The organism is Actinomadura napierensis, from assembly GCF_039529375.1.
Taxonomy (GTDB): Bacteria; Actinomycetota; Actinomycetes; order Streptosporangiales; family Streptosporangiaceae; genus Spirillospora; species Spirillospora napierensis.
Map to the genome: position 1 here is coordinate 266,816 of NZ_BAAAMR010000001.1, position 17,422 is coordinate 284,237.

At 71.7% G+C, this 17,422-nt stretch carries 13 protein-coding genes; 4 read left to right on the plus strand and 9 right to left on the minus strand.

Annotated features, from left to right (window positions below; all coding sequences use genetic code 11):
- Positions 1–11 precede the first annotated feature (11 nt).
- Positions 12–2,177, minus strand: coding sequence for an outer membrane protein assembly factor BamB family protein (locus tag ABD296_RS00970; RefSeq protein WP_344260260.1), 2,166 nt, complete (start codon positions 2,175–2,177; stop codon positions 12–14).
- Between the two features lie 287 nt (positions 2,178–2,464).
- On the opposite strand from ABD296_RS00970, the gene ABD296_RS00975 reads away from it, so the two are divergent.
- Positions 2,465–3,454 (plus strand): ThuA domain-containing protein, encoded by a 990-nt coding sequence (locus ABD296_RS00975; protein ID WP_344260262.1) that lies wholly within the window; start codon positions 2,465–2,467, stop codon positions 3,452–3,454.
- 141 nt (positions 3,455–3,595) lie between these two features.
- On the opposite strand, the gene ABD296_RS00980 is transcribed toward ABD296_RS00975, so the two are convergent.
- From ABD296_RS00980 to ABD296_RS01010, 7 genes are all read right to left on the minus strand, one after another.
- Positions 3,596–4,369: an ABC transporter ATP-binding protein gene (locus ABD296_RS00980; RefSeq protein WP_344260264.1), complete on the minus strand. Its 774-nt coding sequence runs from the start codon at positions 4,367–4,369 to the stop codon at positions 3,596–3,598.
- On the minus strand, positions 4,366–6,219 hold the full coding sequence (locus tag ABD296_RS00985; RefSeq protein ID WP_344260266.1) for a branched-chain amino acid ABC transporter ATP-binding protein/permease: 1,854 nt from the start codon (positions 6,217–6,219) through the stop codon (positions 4,366–4,368). The genes ABD296_RS00980 and ABD296_RS00985 overlap by 4 nt, the downstream gene beginning before the upstream one ends.
- Positions 6,216–7,085 carry a branched-chain amino acid ABC transporter permease gene (locus tag ABD296_RS00990; protein ID WP_344260268.1) on the minus strand — a complete coding sequence of 290 codons (870 nt, stop codon included), beginning with the start codon at positions 7,083–7,085 and terminating at the stop codon, positions 6,216–6,218. The genes ABD296_RS00985 and ABD296_RS00990 overlap by 4 nt, the downstream gene beginning before the upstream one ends.
- Positions 7,086–7,260: 175 nt before the next feature.
- Positions 7,261–8,418 (minus strand): ABC transporter substrate-binding protein, encoded by a 1,158-nt coding sequence (locus tag ABD296_RS00995; RefSeq protein ID WP_344260270.1) that lies wholly within the window; start codon positions 8,416–8,418, stop codon positions 7,261–7,263.
- 46 nt (positions 8,419–8,464) lie between these two features.
- On the minus strand, positions 8,465–10,285 hold the full coding sequence (locus ABD296_RS01000) for a thiamine pyrophosphate-binding protein (protein ID WP_344260272.1): 1,821 nt from the start codon (positions 10,283–10,285) through the stop codon (positions 8,465–8,467).
- Positions 10,282–11,397 (minus strand): zinc-dependent alcohol dehydrogenase, encoded by a 1,116-nt coding sequence (locus tag ABD296_RS01005; protein ID WP_344260274.1) that lies wholly within the window; start codon positions 11,395–11,397, stop codon positions 10,282–10,284. The genes ABD296_RS01000 and ABD296_RS01005 overlap by 4 nt, the downstream gene beginning before the upstream one ends.
- Positions 11,394–12,872 carry an aldehyde dehydrogenase family protein gene (locus tag ABD296_RS01010; RefSeq protein WP_344260276.1) on the minus strand — a complete coding sequence of 493 codons (1,479 nt, stop codon included), beginning with the start codon at positions 12,870–12,872 and terminating at the stop codon, positions 11,394–11,396. The genes ABD296_RS01005 and ABD296_RS01010 overlap by 4 nt, the downstream gene beginning before the upstream one ends.
- A 423-nt stretch (positions 12,873–13,295) precedes the next feature.
- Here ABD296_RS01010 and ABD296_RS01015 point away from each other — a divergent pair, with 423 nt between their 5' ends.
- Genes ABD296_RS01015 through ABD296_RS01025 form a run of 3 tightly spaced genes read left to right on the plus strand, consistent with a single transcriptional unit; the run spans position 13,296 to position 16,142 of the window.
- The gene (locus ABD296_RS01015) at positions 13,296–14,087 is read left to right on the plus strand and encodes an IclR family transcriptional regulator (RefSeq protein ID WP_344260278.1); all 792 of its coding nucleotides are present in this window, start codon (positions 13,296–13,298) and stop codon (positions 14,085–14,087) included.
- A 43-nt stretch (positions 14,088–14,130) separates the two neighbouring features.
- The gene (locus ABD296_RS01020) at positions 14,131–15,327 is read left to right on the plus strand and encodes a CaiB/BaiF CoA transferase family protein (RefSeq protein ID WP_344260280.1); all 1,197 of its coding nucleotides are present in this window, start codon (positions 14,131–14,133) and stop codon (positions 15,325–15,327) included.
- A 26-nt stretch (positions 15,328–15,353) separates the two neighbouring features.
- Complete coding sequence (locus tag ABD296_RS01025) at positions 15,354–16,142, plus strand: citryl-CoA lyase (protein ID WP_344260282.1); 789 nt, start codon at positions 15,354–15,356, stop codon at positions 16,140–16,142.
- A 50-nt stretch (positions 16,143–16,192) separates the two neighbouring features.
- Here ABD296_RS01025 and ABD296_RS01030 read toward each other — a convergent pair whose 3' ends face one another.
- Positions 16,193–17,380 carry an acyl-CoA dehydrogenase family protein gene (locus ABD296_RS01030; protein WP_344260284.1) on the minus strand — a complete coding sequence of 396 codons (1,188 nt, stop codon included), beginning with the start codon at positions 17,378–17,380 and terminating at the stop codon, positions 16,193–16,195.
- Between the last annotated feature and the right edge of the window lie 42 nt (positions 17,381–17,422).

A 17,422-nucleotide genomic window follows, 5' to 3' on the forward strand; every position in this document is an offset into this window, starting at 1 on the left:
GGCCCCGGGAGTCACTGGACGACGATCTTTCCGGTGCTCTGCGGGAAGACCGGGTCGTTGTAGAAGTACTCACCGCGCTTGGTGAAGGTGTGCTTGTAGGTCTCGCCGGGCTTGAGCCGCCCGGAGTTGAACGCGTGCTCGAAGAACGACGCGGCGCCGTGCGAGTGCTCGTTGCCGGACGGGTTGACGAAGGTGACCTCGGTCCCTACCGGCACCGTCATGTTCTGCGGGGACATGGCGTTCTGCGCGACGGTGTTCTCCTCCTCGCCGGGGGCGGCGGCGGCGGAGTTCCAGATCCGGCCGAGGGTGATGGTGTTGTCCGCGTCCGCTCCCGCGACCGCCGCGGTGCGGATCTGGTTGCGCTTGGACGGCGGGGTGGGCGTGGGCGCCTCGCCGACCTTGCCGCGCAGCTTGAACGCCCACAGATGGTCGCCCTTGGGGATGTCGGGGTACGGCAGCCAGCTCCCGCCGGCGAAGACGGCGATGTACTGCTCGCCGTCGATCTCGTAGCTGACGGGGCTGGTGTGGACGCCGGCCCCGCACTGCCAGCTCCACAGGTCGCGGCCGGTCGCGTCGTCCATCGCGTGCAGGACCCCGTCGGGGCCGCCCTGGAACATGACGCGTCCGGCCGTGGTGAGGATCCCGTTGCCGTGGGCGAGCGACCACTCGCCCTCCTTGCGCCACACCGGCTTGTTGGTGCGCGGGTCCACGGCGACGATGCCGCCGGAGAAGTACTCGCCGAGCGGGCGCGCGGTGTTGACGCGTCCGCCGTTGGTGTTGGAGTAGGAGGAGTTGACGAGCCCGTATCCGACGTAGACGAATCCGGTGTGCGGGCTGAACGACATGTACGACCAGTCCGCGCCACCGCCGGCGCCGGGGAACAGGATGGTCGCGTCGTCCCAGAACGGCGTGAAGATCTCGCCGGTCGGATAGTAGGGGACGGGCCGGGTGCTGTCGTGGAAGCTCGGCGACTGGTGGACGAACGGCTCGCCGCCCGGGAACGGCTGCGTCGGCCAGGTCTTCTGCCGCGGCTCCTGCGGGACGGGCCGCTCGGTGATGCCGTGCACGCCCTTGCCGGTCTCGCGGTCCAGGATGTAGAACATCCCGACCTTGCTGCCGTACACCACGACCTTGCGCTTGCGGTGGCCGATCTGCACGTCGGCCAGCACCGGCGCCATGACGTTGTCGAAGTCCCAGATGTCATGGTGGACGGACTGGAAATGCCAGCGCCGCTTCCCGGTCTTGGCGTCGATGGCGACCAGGCAGTTGGCGAACAGGTTCGTCCCGCCGCGGGTCGAGCCGTTGGTGCGGGGATAGGGGTTGCCGAACGTCCAGTAGACGAGGCCGAGTTCGGGGTCGATCGCCGGGTGGATCCAGCAGACGACGCCGCCGGTCTTCCAGGTGTCGCCCTCCCAGGTGTCGTTGCCGAACTCGCCGGGTCCGGGCGGTCCCCAGAACGTCCAGGCGACCTCGCCGGTGCGGGCGTTGAGGGCGTAGGCGCGGCCGCGGGCGCCGGCGGTGCTGCCCTCGGTGCCGACGTAGATGAGGCCGTCGAAGTAGACGATGGCGCCGGCGAGGCCGCCGCGGTTGCCGCCGCACTGCCCCTCCTGCGGGTCGCAGTTCGGGTCGCCCTCACCGGCGATGAGCAGCTCGCGCTGCCACACGATCGCGCCGGTCTTCTGGTCGAGGGCGTAGACGATGTTGGAGCCGGACGTGGTGAAGACCAGCCCGTCCCCCAGCCCGACGCCGCGCATGTTGGTCTGCTGCGAGCCGACGTTGGTCTTCCACTTGACCTCGCCGGTGCGGCCGTCGACGGCGAAGACGTTCTGCTGGGCGCTCTGGACGTAGAGCACGCCGTCCTGGACGACGATCGTGCTCTGCTGCGAGCGCCCGGAGGTGCTGCCGCCTTCCAGGTTGACGTGCCAGGCGCCGCCGAGGTGCCTGACGTTGCCGCGGTCGATCCCGCGGAGTGTCGAGTGGTTCTGGTTGCCGAGGTTTCCGCAGACCGTCGGGAAGTCGCGGCCCGTGGCCCCGAAGGCGGTCGGCTGCGGCGGGACGGGCAGTGCGAGGCGGGACGAGGCGGCGTCGGCGTTGGCCGCGGGAGTGCGCAGCGGCGTGAAGGCCACGGTCCCGCCGACGACCGCGGCCGCCCCGGTCAGGAAGTTCCGTCGATCCATGCTCTCTCTCATTCCGTGGTCCGCTAGACGGACTCCAAGGTCCGATCGACGGACGACACGGTAAGCCGCTTCCGGCGCCCTGGCAATAGCCTGCATCCCGAACGGCTCCCGCACATCGGTAATTTCACCAGTCATGACAGAGGGATCCCGGTGGTCCCAGGCGAGCGGGCGGCACGCGGGGTATTGCCGACGGCCGATCCGCATGAGATCGTCCTAGAACCTCTAGACGGTTCAATCAGTCCACTAGATGGACCGCTGAGTGAGAACGCCGGAAAGGAACCCGCCCCATGAGGAGACCCTCGTCCCATCTGCTGACCGCGGCCGCCACCGCGGTCGGCACGGCCGCCGTGCTGGTCACCGCGACGCTGTCCAGCGGGCTGCCGGCCACGGCCGGCCCGCTCACCAAGCCGAAGAACAGCGGCGCCCAGGAACTCGGCGACCCGGTCTACGGCGTCTGCCGCGGCACCGACCCCCGCTGCTACCACGACTGGGGCAACTTCGACCCCGCCAAGGGCTACAAGATCCTCGTCTACAGCCGCACCGCCGGCCCCCGGCACGCCAACCTCGGCCCGGCGCTCGGAGCGGGCATGAACCCGCCGCTCAGCGACGCCAACGTGGCCCAGAAGGCCCTGGTGAAGATGGGGCAGGACAACGGGTTCGGCGTCGACTGGACCGAGGACGTGTCGCAGCTCGCCTCGCCGTCCACGCTGTTCCGCTACAACGCCGTCGTCTTCATGAGCACCACCCGCGACACCCTCGACGACGCGGCCCAGACCTCGTTGCGGCAGTACATCCGCGGCGGCGGCGGCTTCGTCGGCATCCACAACGCCTTCGGCACCGAGTACAACTGGCCCTGGTACGAGGGGCTCCTCGGCGGCGCCAACTTCTACGACCACGGGCGCGCGCAGGCCGGGACCGTCCAGACCGTCGACCGCAAGGACGCCTCCACCGCGGGGCTGCCGAGCCGGTGGAACTTCAGCGACGAGTGGTACAACCTCGTCCCGTTCCCGAGCGAGGTGCGGTTCCTCGCCACCGTGGACGAGAAGACGCTCGCCGACGGCGTCGCGGGCAACATGAACCACCCGGGGCACGGCTCGTTCCACCCCGTCGCGTGGTGCCAGTACTACGACGGCGGCCGGGCGTTCCTGACCACCCTCGGGCACGACGCCAAGGCGTTCACCGACGACGGCACGGGCTTCGCCGGAGCGAAGCAGTTCCAGAGCCTGGTGCTGAACGGCATCGAGTCCGCGATGGGCATGAAGCCCTTCTGCCGCTGACCCGCACCCCTCGGGCGCGCACGTCCCCTGCCCGCCGGCCGACCGGGAGACCCCCGGTCGGCGGCGGGCGGTCGCGCGTCCGGGCGCCCGGTGGCCGCGCCTCGACGGCGCACGGCGCGGCCACCTGGACCGCGCCGCCACCTAGAGACCCAGGTAGATGCGCCGGACCTGGACGTCGTCGCGGAGTTCCCTGGAGGTGCCGACCATCGCGACCTCGCCGTTCTCCATGACGACGCAGTCGCTGGTCGCCTCGAACGTCAGCTTGGCGTTCTGCTCGACCAGCAGCAGGCTGAGGCCCTCCTCGCGCAGCCGCACCAGGACGGCGAGGATGTCCTCCACGAGCTTGGGCGACAGCCCCATGGACGGCTCGTCCAGCAGGATCAGCCGCGGCCGGGCCATCAGCGCCCGGCCCACGGCCAGCATCTGCTGCTGCCCGCCGGACAGCGCGCCGGCGAGCCGGGACCGCATCTCCCCCAGCACCGGGAACAGCTCGTACACCTCGGTCAGCGACCGCTTCGTCTCCGCGCCGCGCCACGGACGGGCGTAGGCGCCGAGCATCAGGTTCTTCTCGACGGTGAGGCCGGGGAAGACGTGCCGGCCCTCGGGGACGTAACCGATCCCGTGCCGGACGATGTCGCGCGGCTTGACCCGGGTCAGGTCCGTGTCTCCGAAGGAGACGCGTCCTCCGCTGCGCGGGACCAGCCCCATGAGGGCCTTGAGCGTCGAGGTCTTGCCCGCCCCGTTCGCCCCGATGATCCCGACCGACTGGCCGGGCTTCACCGTGAACCCGATCGAGTCGACCGCGCAGACCCCGCCGTAGTGGACGGAGAGGTTCTCCACCGTCAGGGTCGCGGGCGCCGGGCCGGTGCCGGCCTCGGTCCTCTCGCCGTCCCTGGCGGTCGTGTCGGCGTTCATGAGCTCACCTCGGTGGGGTTCGGCAGCGGCATCTCGGCCATGGCGGAGTCGCCGAGGTACGCCTCGATCACCGCGTGGTCCGCGACGACCTCGGCGGGGGTCCCCTCGGCGATCACCGACCCGTTCGCCAGGACGGTCACCCGCTCGCACAGCGACATCACCAGGCCCATGTTGTGCTCGATGAGCACGACCGTGACGCCGCTGTCGCGGATGGACCGCACGATCTCCGCGAGCTGGCGCACCTCCTCGCCGTTGAGCCCGGCGGCGGGCTCGTCGAGCAGCAGCAGGCGAGGCTCGCCGGCCATCGCGCGGGCGATCTCGATCCGGCGCTGGATCCCGTAGGGCAGCGAGCCGGGCGCCGCCGTGGCGAACTCGGTCAGCCCGAAGCGCCGGAGCAGGTCGTCGGCCCGCCGGTGCAGGCGGCGCTCCTGCCGCCAGACGCCGACGGGCCACAGCACGTACTTCCAGATGGCGTACGTGCGGGACCGGTCCAGGGCGACCAGCAGGTTGTCCCGGACGGTCAGCTCCCCGAAGAGCCGCAGGTTCTGGAAGGTGCGGGCCAGGCCGTGCCGCGAGAGCCGGTACGGCCGGGACCCGGAGACGACCTGCCCGTCCATCAGCACCCGTCCGCCGGACGGCCTGTAGAAGCCGCTGATGACGTTGAACAAGGTGGTCTTCCCCGAGCCGTTCGGCCCCACGATGCCGCGGATCTCGCCGTACCCGACCGTGAGCGACACGTCCTTCAGCGCCTTGAGCCCGCGGAACTGCTTGGCGATGTCCTTGATCTCCAGCAGGGGCCGCGATTCGCCGTCCGCCGCCTTGCCGCCTTCCCGGGAGGCGCCCGCCTCGTAAGGTTCGAAGGGCCGCATGACGGACCGTTCCGCCGTCCTGCCGAGCCGGCGGTCCAGCAGGGCCTTCAACCGGGCGGGGACGCCGGCGAGCCCGGTGGGCGCGAAGACCACCATGAGGACCACGACGACGCCGAAGCCGAGCTGCGCGTAGGTGGGGTAGTCCACCAGCTGCTCGCGGATCAGCGTCAGGCCGACCGCGCCGACGACGCAGCCGACGAGGCTCTGCCGGCCGCCGATCACGACCATCGCCAGCAGCAGGAACATGTTGGAGATGTTGAACGTTTCGGGCGCGATGTAGCGGATCAGGCCCGCGTACAGCACGCCGGCGAGGCCGCCGAACACGCTCGACAGCATGAACGCCGTCATCCTCAGCAGCGGGATCTCCGCGCCGACCGCGCCGGCGGCGAGCGGGTCGTCCCGCATCGCCATCAGCCTGCGGCCGAGCCCGGTGCGGACCACGAACAGCCCGAACGCCAGCGCGAGCGCGAACACCACGACTTCGAGGTAGTAGTACAGGTACTCGCTGGACAGGTCGACGCCGAACATCGGCGGGACGGGGATCGCCGAGATGCCCTCGGCGCCGCCCGCGATCTTGGCGTTGGTGGTCCAGTTGATGAAGCCGAGCGCGAGCCCGAGCGTGACGATGCCGAGGTAGTGCGACTGCATCCGCAGCGCCGGGATGCCCACCAGCAGACCGATCAGCGCGGACGCGACCAGCGCCAGCGCCGCGGCGGGCCAGAAGCCGAGCCCGTTGTGGGTGGTGAGGATCGCGGTCGCGTAGGCGCTCACCCCGAAGAAGGCGATCTGCGCCAGGTTGATCTGCCCGGCGATGCCCATGGCCAGGCCCATGCCGATCGCCAGCAGCGCGAACACGATCGCGATGTCGACGACGTGGATGGCGTAGCTGCCGACCGTGTACGGCAGCAGCCACGCGATGAGGACGAGCACCGCGATCGTCCCGAGCTTGGGCGTGTTCCGGTGCCTGAGGAGGGCGTTCATGCTCGGCTCACCGTCGTCTCTCCGAACAGCCCGGTGGGGCGGATCATGATGGCCACGGTGAAGACCAGGAACACCACCAGTTCGGAGTAGCCCTGGAAGTGGCCGGCGGCGAAGGAGTCCAGGACCCCGATCGCGAAGCCGCCGACGATGGCGCCGGGTATGTTGCCGCAGCCGCCGAGCATGGCGGCCGCGAACCCCTTGATCCCGATGGTGCCGCCCATCGTCGGGTTCACGTACAGCAGCGGGCCGACCAGCCCGCCGGCGAGCGCGGCGAGCCCGGCGCCGATGGCGAAGGCGATCGCGTTGCTGCGGCCGACGTGGATGCCGACCGCGGTGGCCGCCTCATGGTCCATCGCGACCGCCTGCATCGCGGCGCCCATCTTGGTCCGCTGCAGGAACGCGACCAGCATGAACACCGCCACCGCGGCGATGGCCAGCACGACCAGGTCGTAGGTTCGGACGCGGAGCCCGAAGAACTCCAGCGGGGCGCCGCCGACCGGGGTGCGGACGGCGCGGCCGGTCGCCCCCCAGATCAGGACGGCCACCGCCTGCAGCACCATCCCGAAGCCGATCGTGCCGATCAGCATCAGGGTGAAGTCCTTGTTCTCCAGCGGGCGCAGCACCCGCTCGATGAACAGCCCGATCAGCCCGGTCACCGCGATGGCCAGCACCATGGCGAGGGCGAAGGGCAGCTTGGTGGACATGTAGAACGTGGACGCGGCGTAGGCGCCGATCATGAGCACGTCGGCGTGCGCGAAGTTGACCAGCCCCATGGTGCGGTAGACGAGGGAGAACCCCATCGCCACCAGGGCATAGATCGCGCCGAGGCTCAGTCCGCCTATCAGTGTCTGAAGGAAGACCTGCATGGTTCTCTTTCTGCGCGGCCGGCGTCGGAGCCGGCGGGGACGAGGGCGGGGCGGCCGGGGCCCCGGGGGCCCGGCGCCGGGGGGGGGGGGGGGGGGGGGGGGGGGGGGGGGGGGGGGGGGGGGGGGGGGGGCCGGGGGCCCCCCCCCCCCGTCGGTCGTCCGGGGCGGCCGCCGGTCAGCCGTCGGCCTTGACGACGGTCCCGTTCTTCATGATCCCGATGGAGGTCGCCTTGATGCCGACCCCCGTGTCGTCGTACTGGAAGTCGCCCAGCAGACCCTGGTACCGGACGGCGCGGATGGCGTCCGCCAGCTTCCTGCCGGTCGCGGCGTTGCTGTTCTTCAGCGCGGTGAGCAGGATCGACGTGCCGTCGTAGGCCTTGGCCCCGTGCAGTTCGGCGTCCTCGCCGTAGGCGGCCTTGTAGGCGGCGGCGAACTTCTTGGACGCGTCGCTGACGTCGTTGCTGAGGTACGGCGAGCTGACGATGGTGCCCTCGACGTTCTTCACGCCCGCGGTGTCGCGGTAGACGGGGGTGCCCTGCGGGGCGGCGCCGGCGAACGGCGCGTCGATGCCGAGGTCGCGGGCCTGCTTGACGATGAGCCCGGACTCGACCTCCTCCGAGCCGATGAAGACGACCTCCGGCGACTTCTGCCGGATCTTGGTGAGCTGGGCGCTGAAGTCCTTCTGGTCGGTGGTGACGGTCTCGTCGGCGACGGGCTTGATGCCGCGGTCGCTCAGCGCCTTGAGGAACGCGTCGTGCTCCCCCTTCCCGTAGGAGCCGTTGTTGCTGATCATCGCGATCTTCTTCATCTTCTTGGTGTCCACGACGTACTTGGCGAGCGTCTCGTCGTAGGTGGTGGACGTGGGCCCGTTGAGGAACAGGAACGGGCTCTTGAGCGCCACCATCCCGTTGGACTGGCCCGAGGCGATGTTCGGGATCTCCTCCTGGCGCAGGGTGGGCGCCATGGCGATGGTGACGGCGCTCTCCGCGGTGCCGATCATCGCGATGTAGTGCTGGCTGCCGATCTTGCGGGCGATGTTCGTGCCGACGGTCGGGTCGCCCTGGTCGTCGAAGACGTCCAGCTTGATGGTGCGCCCGCCGATGCCGCCGGCCTTGTTCCATTCGTCGACGGCGAGCTTGGCGCCCTTGTACTCCCACTTGCCGAGCGAGCTGAGCTGCCCGCTCTGCGCGTCGACCACGGCGATCTTGATGGGGCCGCTGCCGCCGGAGCCGGAGTCCTTCGACTCACCGGGGGTGCCGCAGGCCGCGGTCAGGCCCGCGGCGAGGACTCCGGCGGCCAGGGCGGAGACACGGAGTCGGGGGATGGTGCGCATGGATTTCACCTCGGTGGGTGGAGATGTCGGGGTGGGTGGGGTCGGCTCAGGAGGTGAGCAGCGAGGGGTGGCCGCTGTCGTCGGGGAAGACACCCTGGTAGATGTCGTTGATGTTCCAGTGCCCGGGTGTGGGCACGGGCTCGTTGACCATCGGCACGTCCAGGACGGCCGGGCGGCGCGCGGTGATGGCCGCGCGCAGCGCCGGCAGCAGGGCGTCCGGTGCGGTGATGCGGTGTCCGTCGGCTCCGCACGCCTCGGCGTAGGCGGCGAAGTCGGGGCTGTAGGGGCGGCCTTCGGGGTCGCGGAACTCGCAGCCGTAGCTGGCGCCGAAGTTGGCGGCCTGCAGGTCGGCGATCGTGCCGTGGGCGCGGTTGTTCATCACCACGAAGATCACCGGCAGGCCCTGCTCCACGGCCATGGGGACGGCGGGGAACTGGGCGCTCATCCCGCCGTCGCCGACGAGCGCGACCACGACGCGGTCCGGGGCGCCGATCTGCACGCCGACCGCCGCCGCCGGGCCGAAGCCCATGGTGGACGCGCCGCCGGGCGTGATGAAGCGGCCCTCCGCGGGCAGCTCGTAGCACTGCGCGACGCCGTTCTTGTTCCAGCCGACGTCGGTGACCAGCACCGCGTCGGCCGGCAGGGCCTCGCGCAGGTCGGCGAGGATGCGCTCGGGCCGGAGCGGGAAGTCGCCGCTGCGGCCGCGTTCGCGGCTCTGCCCGAACAGTTCGGTGCGGGAGGTGCGGATCCGTTCGCGCAGTTCAGGGCGGTCGACCGGGTCAGGGTGGACGTCCTGCACGGCCCTGCCGATCGCCTGGACCGCGAGGGTCACGTCGGCCACGGCGCCGATCTCCACCGGGTAGTTCCGTCCGATCTCGGCGGCGTCGATGTCGATCTGGATGAGCCGTCCCCGCGTCTCCGCGGCGTCCGGGCCGCCGAGGTTCCAGGTGTAGCGGTCGTCCCACGAGCTGGCGTCGGTCTCGGCGAACCTGGTCGCCAGGGCGAGGACGACGTCGGCGTTGCGGGCGTAGTCGTTGGTGGTCCGCAGCCCCCAGAAGCCCGGCATGCCGAGCAGCAGCGGGTGGTCGTCGGGGACGGCGCCCTTGCCCATCAGCGAATGGACGATCGGGATGTCGAGGTGCTCGGCGAGGGAGAGGAGCGCGCGGCGCCCGGTCTCCCCGCGCAGCCCGCCGCCGAGGTAGATCAGCGGACGCTCGGCCCCGGCGAGCCGCGCCGCGATCCGCTCGGCGGTCGCGGCCGGCAGGTCGGGAAGGGAGTCGTGCGCCGGAAGCGGGTGGTCCGCGGGGGTGACGGGCCGGGAGAACAGGTCCATCGGGACGTTCAGCAGCACCGCGCCGGGACGTCCCGACGTGGCCGTCCAGAACGCGCGTTCGGTGAACCGCCCGAGGTCCTCGGCGCGGTGGACGTGCCAGGCGCGCTTGACGAAGGGCCGGTAGATCGCGGTCTGGTCCGCGTCGTTGTGGAGGTTGACCTCCTGGTGCGGGTGACGTCCCCGGTAATAGGACGGGACGTCCCCGGCGATGGTCACCAGCGGGACGGAGTCGAGCGCGGCGGTCGCGACGCCGGTGACGGCGTTCATCATGCCCGGCCCGACGTGCACGAGCAGCACGCCCGGCCGTCCGGACGCGCGGGCGTAGCCGTCGGCGGCGTGCGCCGCGGCCTGCTCGTGCCGGGCGATGACGAACTCGATGGGGCTGCGGCCCAGCGCGTCCAGCAGGGCGATGTTGGTGTGGCCGCAGGTCCCGAAGACGTACTCGACGCCGTAGCCTTCGAGCTGCCGGACGAGCGCCTCCGCCGCGGACACCGACACGGCGGGCTCGCTCTGGGGCTGGACGTCCACGGTCATGAGGGCATCTCCTCGTTTCGGGGCCGACTGGTGCCGGCGGAGCCGGCTCGGGGGGCGTGGGGGGTCGTCCCCCCTCGGGCGCTACCGGTGCCGGCGGAGCCGGCTCGGGGGGTGCCGGGGGCCGTCGCCCCCGGGGCGATACTGATCCAGGTCTTGCCGGCGATCTCGGCCGCCCGCGCGAACGCCTTCGGGGCCTCGGCGAGGTCGAAGCGCTCGCGCAGGACCCGGCCGGGGTGCAGGCCGTGCTCGTCGAGCAGCGCGATGGTGCGGGGGAAGTCCGCCGGGTGGTCGTAGATGAGGCAGCCGCGGACGGTCAGCCGTTGCTGCACGAGGGTGAAGGTGGAGAGCCGGGCCGGCCGCGGGCTCTGGCCGACGGCGATGAGGGAACCGCCGGGCGCGGCGCGTCCCAGCGCCTCCTCGAACGCCTCGGGCGCGCCGGACGTCTCGATCACCGCGGGGAAGGCCGTTCCGGCGGCGGGCGCGGCGGCGTCGTGCGCTCCGAGTTCGAGTGCCAGCGCGCGGCGTCCCTCGTGGGGCTCGACGATGTACGGCACTCCCCCGGCGTGCGTCACGGCCATGGAGACGAGCAGCCCTTGCGAGCCGGCGCCCACGACGAGGCACCTGTCGCCCTTGGCGAGGCCGCTCATGCGGACGGCGTTGAGCGCCACCGTGAACGGCTCGACGCACACGGCGTCGGCGTCGTCCCACGATTCGGGGACGGGCCAGGTGAACCGGGCGGGGACCGCGACGCGCTCGGCGAGCAGCCCGGGCTCGGTGATGCCGGCCGCCCGGCGGTGGTGGCACCCCGCCGTCGCGCCGGTTCGGCACGCCTCACATCGCAGGCACGGGTAGTTCGGTTCGATGACGACGCGCTGCCCGGGGAACCGGTCGGCGACCTCGTCGCCGGTGGCGACGATAACGCCGAACGCCTCGTGCCCGAGTACCCACGGAAGGGCGGGCACCTGGCGGCGGCCGGCGACGACGGCCAGGTCGGAGCCGCAGAGGCCGACGCCGTGGACGGCGACGACGACGTCCAGCGGCCCGCAGGACGGCTCCGGAAGGTCGTCCACCACGGCGACGTCGTCCGGCGCGAGCAGGACGGCCGCCTTCACGCGGTGCCCCAGAGGGAGGTTCCGCGCAGCATCATCGTCTTGATGACGGTGTAGTCGTCGATCATGCAGCGGGGCGACTCGCGCCCGAAGCCGGAGTCCTTGACGCCGCCGAACGGCACGTGGTCCAGCCGGAAGTTGGACGAGCCGTTCACGACGAGCCCGCCGACCTCCAGGTCGCGCCACGCGGTGATGATCCGGTCCATGTCGCGGGTGAACAGGCCGGCCTGGAGGCCGTACCGGCTCTCGTTGCACTGCTCGATCGCCTGGTCCAGATCGTCGAACGGCAGCACCGCGACGAGCGCGCCGAACACCTCCTCCCTGACGACCGAGCAGGTGGCGGGCGGGTCGGCCACGACCGTGGGCATCGCGGTGGCGCCGTCGCGCTTGCCGCCGAGCAGGACGCGGGCGCCCGCCTCGGCGGCCTCCGCGCTCCACCGCACGACGCGTTCGGCCGCGTCGTCGTCGACCATCGCGCCGACGTCGGTGCCCGGGTCCATCGGGTCGCCCACGGTCAGCGACTCCACCTGGCCGGTGAACAGGTCGAGGAACTCCTCGAAACGGGAGCGCTGCACGTACACGCGCTGGACCGAGATGCAGCTCTGGCCGGAGTTGCTGTAGCCGGTGCGGGCGCAGATCCGGGCGGCCTCGGCGATGTCGGCGTCCTCGCAGACGATCGTCGCGGCGTTGCCGCCCAGCTCCAGCACGAGGCGCTTGGCCCCGGCCGCCCGGGCCACCGCGTTCCCGGTAGCGGCGCTGCCGGTGAAGCTGATGACGGCGACCTCGTCCGCCGCGCACAGCGCGGCGCCCACGGAACCGTCCCCGTGCAGCAGCTGGACGGCCTCGTACGGCATCCCGGCCTCGATCAGCAACGCCACGATCGCCGTGGACACGGCGGGTGCCTGAGGTGGTGCTTTGACGATCGTCGTGTTGCCGGCCGCGAACGAGGCGCCCAGCTTGTGCGCGAGCAGGTTCGCGGGCGCGTTGAACGGTGTGATGGCCAGGGCGACGCCGGCCGGGGCCCGGTAGGTGAAGGCGGTGTTGCCGGTGCCGCGCGCCCATCCGGCGACCGGCAGGTTGTCCCCGCCTATCTGCCGCGCCTCGGCGGCGCACACCGCGAACGTGTCGGCGACCCGGTCGATCTCACCGCGCCCGTCCTTGAGCGGCTTTCCCAGCTCCAGGGCGAGCAGGCGGGCGAGGCCGTCGCGGTTCTCGGCGGCGGCGCGCGAGGCCCGCTCCAGCACCTCGGCCCGGGAGGCCGGTGCCAGCCTCGCCACGGTACGGGCGGAAGCGCGCGCATAGTCGCGTACTGCCTCGACGTCGCCGGGGCCCGCCGCGGGGGCGTGGCTGACCGGCCTGCGCGCGTACGGCCCGATGCGCTCGTTCTGCGGGCCTTCGGACGTCCACCGGCCGCCGACCAATGCCGCCGCCTGCACCCGCTCGCCCTCGGCCGCTGCCGCGAGCACCGCTTCCAGCATCCGTTCCTCCCGATCCGCTAAGCGGACTCTTAGTGCCATCGTGCGGACTTCGGGCCAACGTACGGGGCGGCGGCGAGCGCTGACAAGGGCCCTCCGGGAGAAAGTTGAGGCCGCCATCTCCCCGGAACGCCCCGTCATGCGCCTGCACCACCTCCCGGCGCGTTCCCTAATGTTCGAACCAGTGAGTTAGTTATAGGTGACATGGCTCACCAGAGGAAGGGCGGAGCCGAAACTTCCCGCGATCGCCCTATAAGACCGACTGACGGTCCAACTAGACCGCTGTATGGACTGCGTGTAACGTACGAGCCATTCCCGGCCGCGCCGGGACGGCCCCGCGCCGGCCCGCCGTTCCGCATCCGCGGCCGAACGAAGTACGCCAAGCTTTCCGGACGTTACCGCCGATATCGGGGAGATCGAGGACCAGTGAGCCCAGCGAACAAGCCCGGCGCCGAGCCGGCGTCCGACGCCCAGGGCGTCCGCAGCGTCCAGCGCGCCGTCGAGATCATGTCGCTGCTCGGCGAGGACCGTCCGGTGATCTCGATCCGCGAGATCGTCGAGGCGACCGGGCTGGCCAAGACGACGGTCATCCGGCTCGTGCAGACGCTCGAGCAGAACGGCCTGCTGTGGGCGGCGCCCAACGGCTACCTGCCCGGCCCCGGCCTCTGGCGCTGGGCCCACCTGGCCCGCAGCAGCTGGGAACTGCCCCCCGAGACCCGCAAGTTCATGCGCGACCTCGGCGCGCGCCGCCGCGAGACCGTCAACCTCTACATGCTCCGCGACATCTACCGGGTCTGCGTCGCCCAGCAGGAGAGCCCGCAGCCGCTGCGCCACGTCGTCCACATCGGCGACGAGCTCCCCCTCTGGGCCGGCGCCTCGTCCAAGGCCCTCCTGCGCGACGCCCCCGACGCCCTCCTCAAGCGGATCGCCGTCAGCTCCCCCTACGGGGAGGGCCACGTCAAGCGGCTGCGCGAATGGATCGACGAGGCGGCGCACCGGGGCTGGGCCGCCAGCCACGGCGAGCGCGAGGACGGGCTGTCCGCCGTCGCCGTCCCGGTCCTCGGACGCTCCGGCACGGTCGTCGCCGCACTGTCGCTGAGCGGCCCCACCGTCCGCTTCCCCGACGACGTCGTCGAGCAGTGCGCCGCGGACCTGCGCGAGGTGGCCGCGGAGATGTCCGAACGCGGTTTCGACCACCCGCTCAGCCCCGCGCGCTGACCCGCGCACCGGGCACCCGCCGTGATCTGAAGGAGCAATGCGCATGCCCAAGCGACCGCTCAGCGGCATCCGGGTCCTCGACCTGACCAACGTGCTGGCCGGCCCGTACTGCAGCTACCAGCTGGCGCTGCTGGGAGCCGAGGTCGTCAAGATCGAGGTTCCGGGGCAGGGGGACCTCGCCCGGCACCTCGGCCCCGACGTCGACCTGAACCGCTCCGGTATCGGCGCCTCGTTCCTGGCGCAGAACGCGGGCAAGAAGTCCGTCGAGATCGACCTCAAGGACGCCTCCGACCGCGCCGACTTCGAGGACATGGTGCGCGGCGCCGACGTGCTCCTGGAGAACTTCCGCGCCGGCGTCCTCGCCCGGCTCGGCTTCGGCTGGCCCCGCCTGCGCGAACTGAACCCCGGGCTCGTCTACTGCGCCATCTCCGGCTTCGGCCAGACCGGGCCCATGAGCCAGGCGCCCGCCTACGACCAGATCATCCAGGGCCTGTCCGGGATGATGAGCATCACCGGCACCAAGGAGACCGCGCCCCTGCGCGTCGGCTTCCCCGTCTGCGACACCGTGGGAGGGCTGACCGCCGCGCTGCACATCTCCGCCGCCCTCGCGGGCCGCGCCCACACCGGAGAAGGAACGTTCCTCGACGTCTCCATGCTGGAGTCCGCGGTCTCGGCCATGGGCTGGGCGATCTCCAACTACCTGGTCAGCGGCGTCCCGCCCGAACCGATGGGCACCCAGAACGCCACCGCGGCCCCCTCGGGCACCTTCGAGGCCGCCGACGGCCCGCTCAACATCGCCGCCAACCGCCAGCAGCAGTTCGAGACGCTGTGCGACCTGCTCGACCGGCCCGACCTCCTCACCGACCCGCGGTTCACCGACCGGGAGCAGCGCAAGCTTCACCGGGACGAACTCACCGGGGAGCTCAACCTCAGCCTGCGCCGCCGCACCGCCCGCGAATGGGAGCAGATCCTCAGCCCCGCCGGCGTCCCCGCCGCCCGCGTCGCCACCGTCCCCCAAGCCGTCGAGCTCGACCAGCTCGAACACCGCGGCTTCTTCACCGAACTCCCGTTCCCCGACGGTTCCGAGCGCGTCCTCAAGGTCGCCGGCGGCGGCGTCCTGCACGACGGCGAACCGCTGCGCCCCACCGCTCCCCCGCCCCTGCTCGGCCAGCAGAACGCCGAACGCGCCGCCCTCGCGCACCGCTGGAGCGGGCAGGCCGACAGCGCCGTCACCCCATGACCGACAGCCCAGCGCAGGAGGCTCCCGTGAACGACATCGACCCGACAGGCGCCGTCGCGGCCTGGTGGTCGACCGCCATCTCCCGCATGGAACCCGGCGTCATCGAACTGCGCGGCCGCCCCGTCCAGGACCTCATCGGCACCACCGGCCTGACGTCCATGATCTGGCTGATGCTGCGCGGCGACCTGCCCACCGCCCGCCAGTCCGCCCTCCTCGACGCGGCCCTCGTCGCCGCCGTCGACCACGGCCCGCAGGCCCCCTCCATCGCCATCGCCCGCATGGCCGCCACCTGCGGCGTCGGCCTCAACAACGCCGTCGCCAGCGCCGTCAACACCCTCGGCGACGCGCACGGCGGAGCGGGCGAGCAGTGCGTCCGGCTCCTGGACGACGTCCTCCGGCGCGAGGCCGGCGGCCTGGACCTGCGCACGGCGGCCGAGCAGACCATCGCGGCCTGGCCCCGCTACCTGCCCGGCTTCGGCCACCGCTTCCATCCCCGCGACCCCCGCCGCGACCCGCTCCTCGCCCTCGTCCGGGACGCCGTCCGCGACGGTGTCGTGCCCGGTGACCACCTCCGCGCCGGCGAGTCCGTGGAGGCCCTCCTCGCCGAGGGTCGGGACAGGCCCGTCCCGATGAACATCGACGGGGCCACCGCCATCATCTACGCCGAACTGGGCTTTCCCGCGCCGCTGGCGCGCGGGCTGTTCGTCCTCAGCCGCAGCATCGGCATCCTCGCCCATGCCTGGGAGGAGACCCAGAGCGGCCAACGCAACAAGGGCCCCATCCCCCGCACCATCCTCCCCGCCCACCACACCTGAGGTGTGGCGCGTGGTGTTCCGTCCCCAGGACGGAACACCACGCGCCGCGGTCACTGGAATGCGGACGTGCCGGTGAGGGCGCGGCCGATGACCAGGGAGTGGACCTCGGACGTGCCTTCGTAGGTGAGCACCGACTCCAGGTTGGTGGCGTGGCGGATCACCGGGTACTCCAGGGTGATGCCGTTGGCGCCCAGCAGGGTGCGGCAGGTGCGGGCGATCTCGATGGCCTCGCGGACGTTGTTGAGCTTGCCGACGCTGACCTGCTCGGGCGTGATCGTGCCCGCCTCCTTGAGGCGGCCGAGGTGGAGGGCCAGCAACAGCGCCTTGCCGGTCTCCAGCGCCATGTCGGCGAGCTTCTGCTGGGTGAGCTGGTAGGAGGCGAGCGGCCGGTCGAACACCTGGCGCTGGCCGACGTAGTCGATGGTGGCCTCCAGGCAGTCCAGGGCGGCGCCGATGGCGCCGAACACGATGCCGAAGCGGGCCTCGTTCAGGCAGCTCAGCGGCCCGGACAGGCCGCGGGCCTGCGGGAGCATCGCCTCGGCGGGCAGCCGGACCTCGTCCAGGACGAGTTCGCTGGTGACGCTGGCGCGCAGGGACAGCTTGCGGTCGATGTCGCGGGTCTGGAAGCCGGGCGTGCCGGCCGGGACCAGGAAGCCGCGGATGCCGTCGTCGGTGCGGGCCCACACGACCGCGATGTCGGCGATCGATCCGTTGGTGATCCACATCTTGGTGCCGCTCAGGATCCAGTCGGAGCCGTCGCGGCGGGCCCGGGTCCGCATCCCGGCCGGGTCGGACCCGAAGTCGGGCTCGGTCAGGCCGAAGCAGCCGATCGCCTCGCCGCGCGCCATCGCCGGCAGCCACTGCTGCTTCTGCTCCTCGCTGCCGTGCTTCCAGATCGCGAACATGGCGAGGGAACCCTGCACCGACACCAGGCTGCGCAGCCCGGAGTCAGCGCCCTCCAGCTCCAGGCACGCAAGCCCGTAGGAGACCGCGCCCATCCCGGCGCAGCCGTAGCCCTCCAGGTGCATGCCGAGCACGCCGAGGGAGCCGAGCCGCTGGGCCAGCTCCCGCGCCGGGAGGTGGCCCTCGTCGAACCATTCGGGCAGGTGCGGGCGCAGTTCGGTGTCGCAGAACCGGCGGACGGTCGCGCGGATCTCGCGTTCCTCGTCGCTGAGGAGCCCGTCGATGCCGAACAGGGCGGTGGGGTGCACCGGCTGGTGCCGCGGTGAAGTCGTCATACCCGGCAGTCTACAATTGGATCCAATATCCAGATCCAAGGA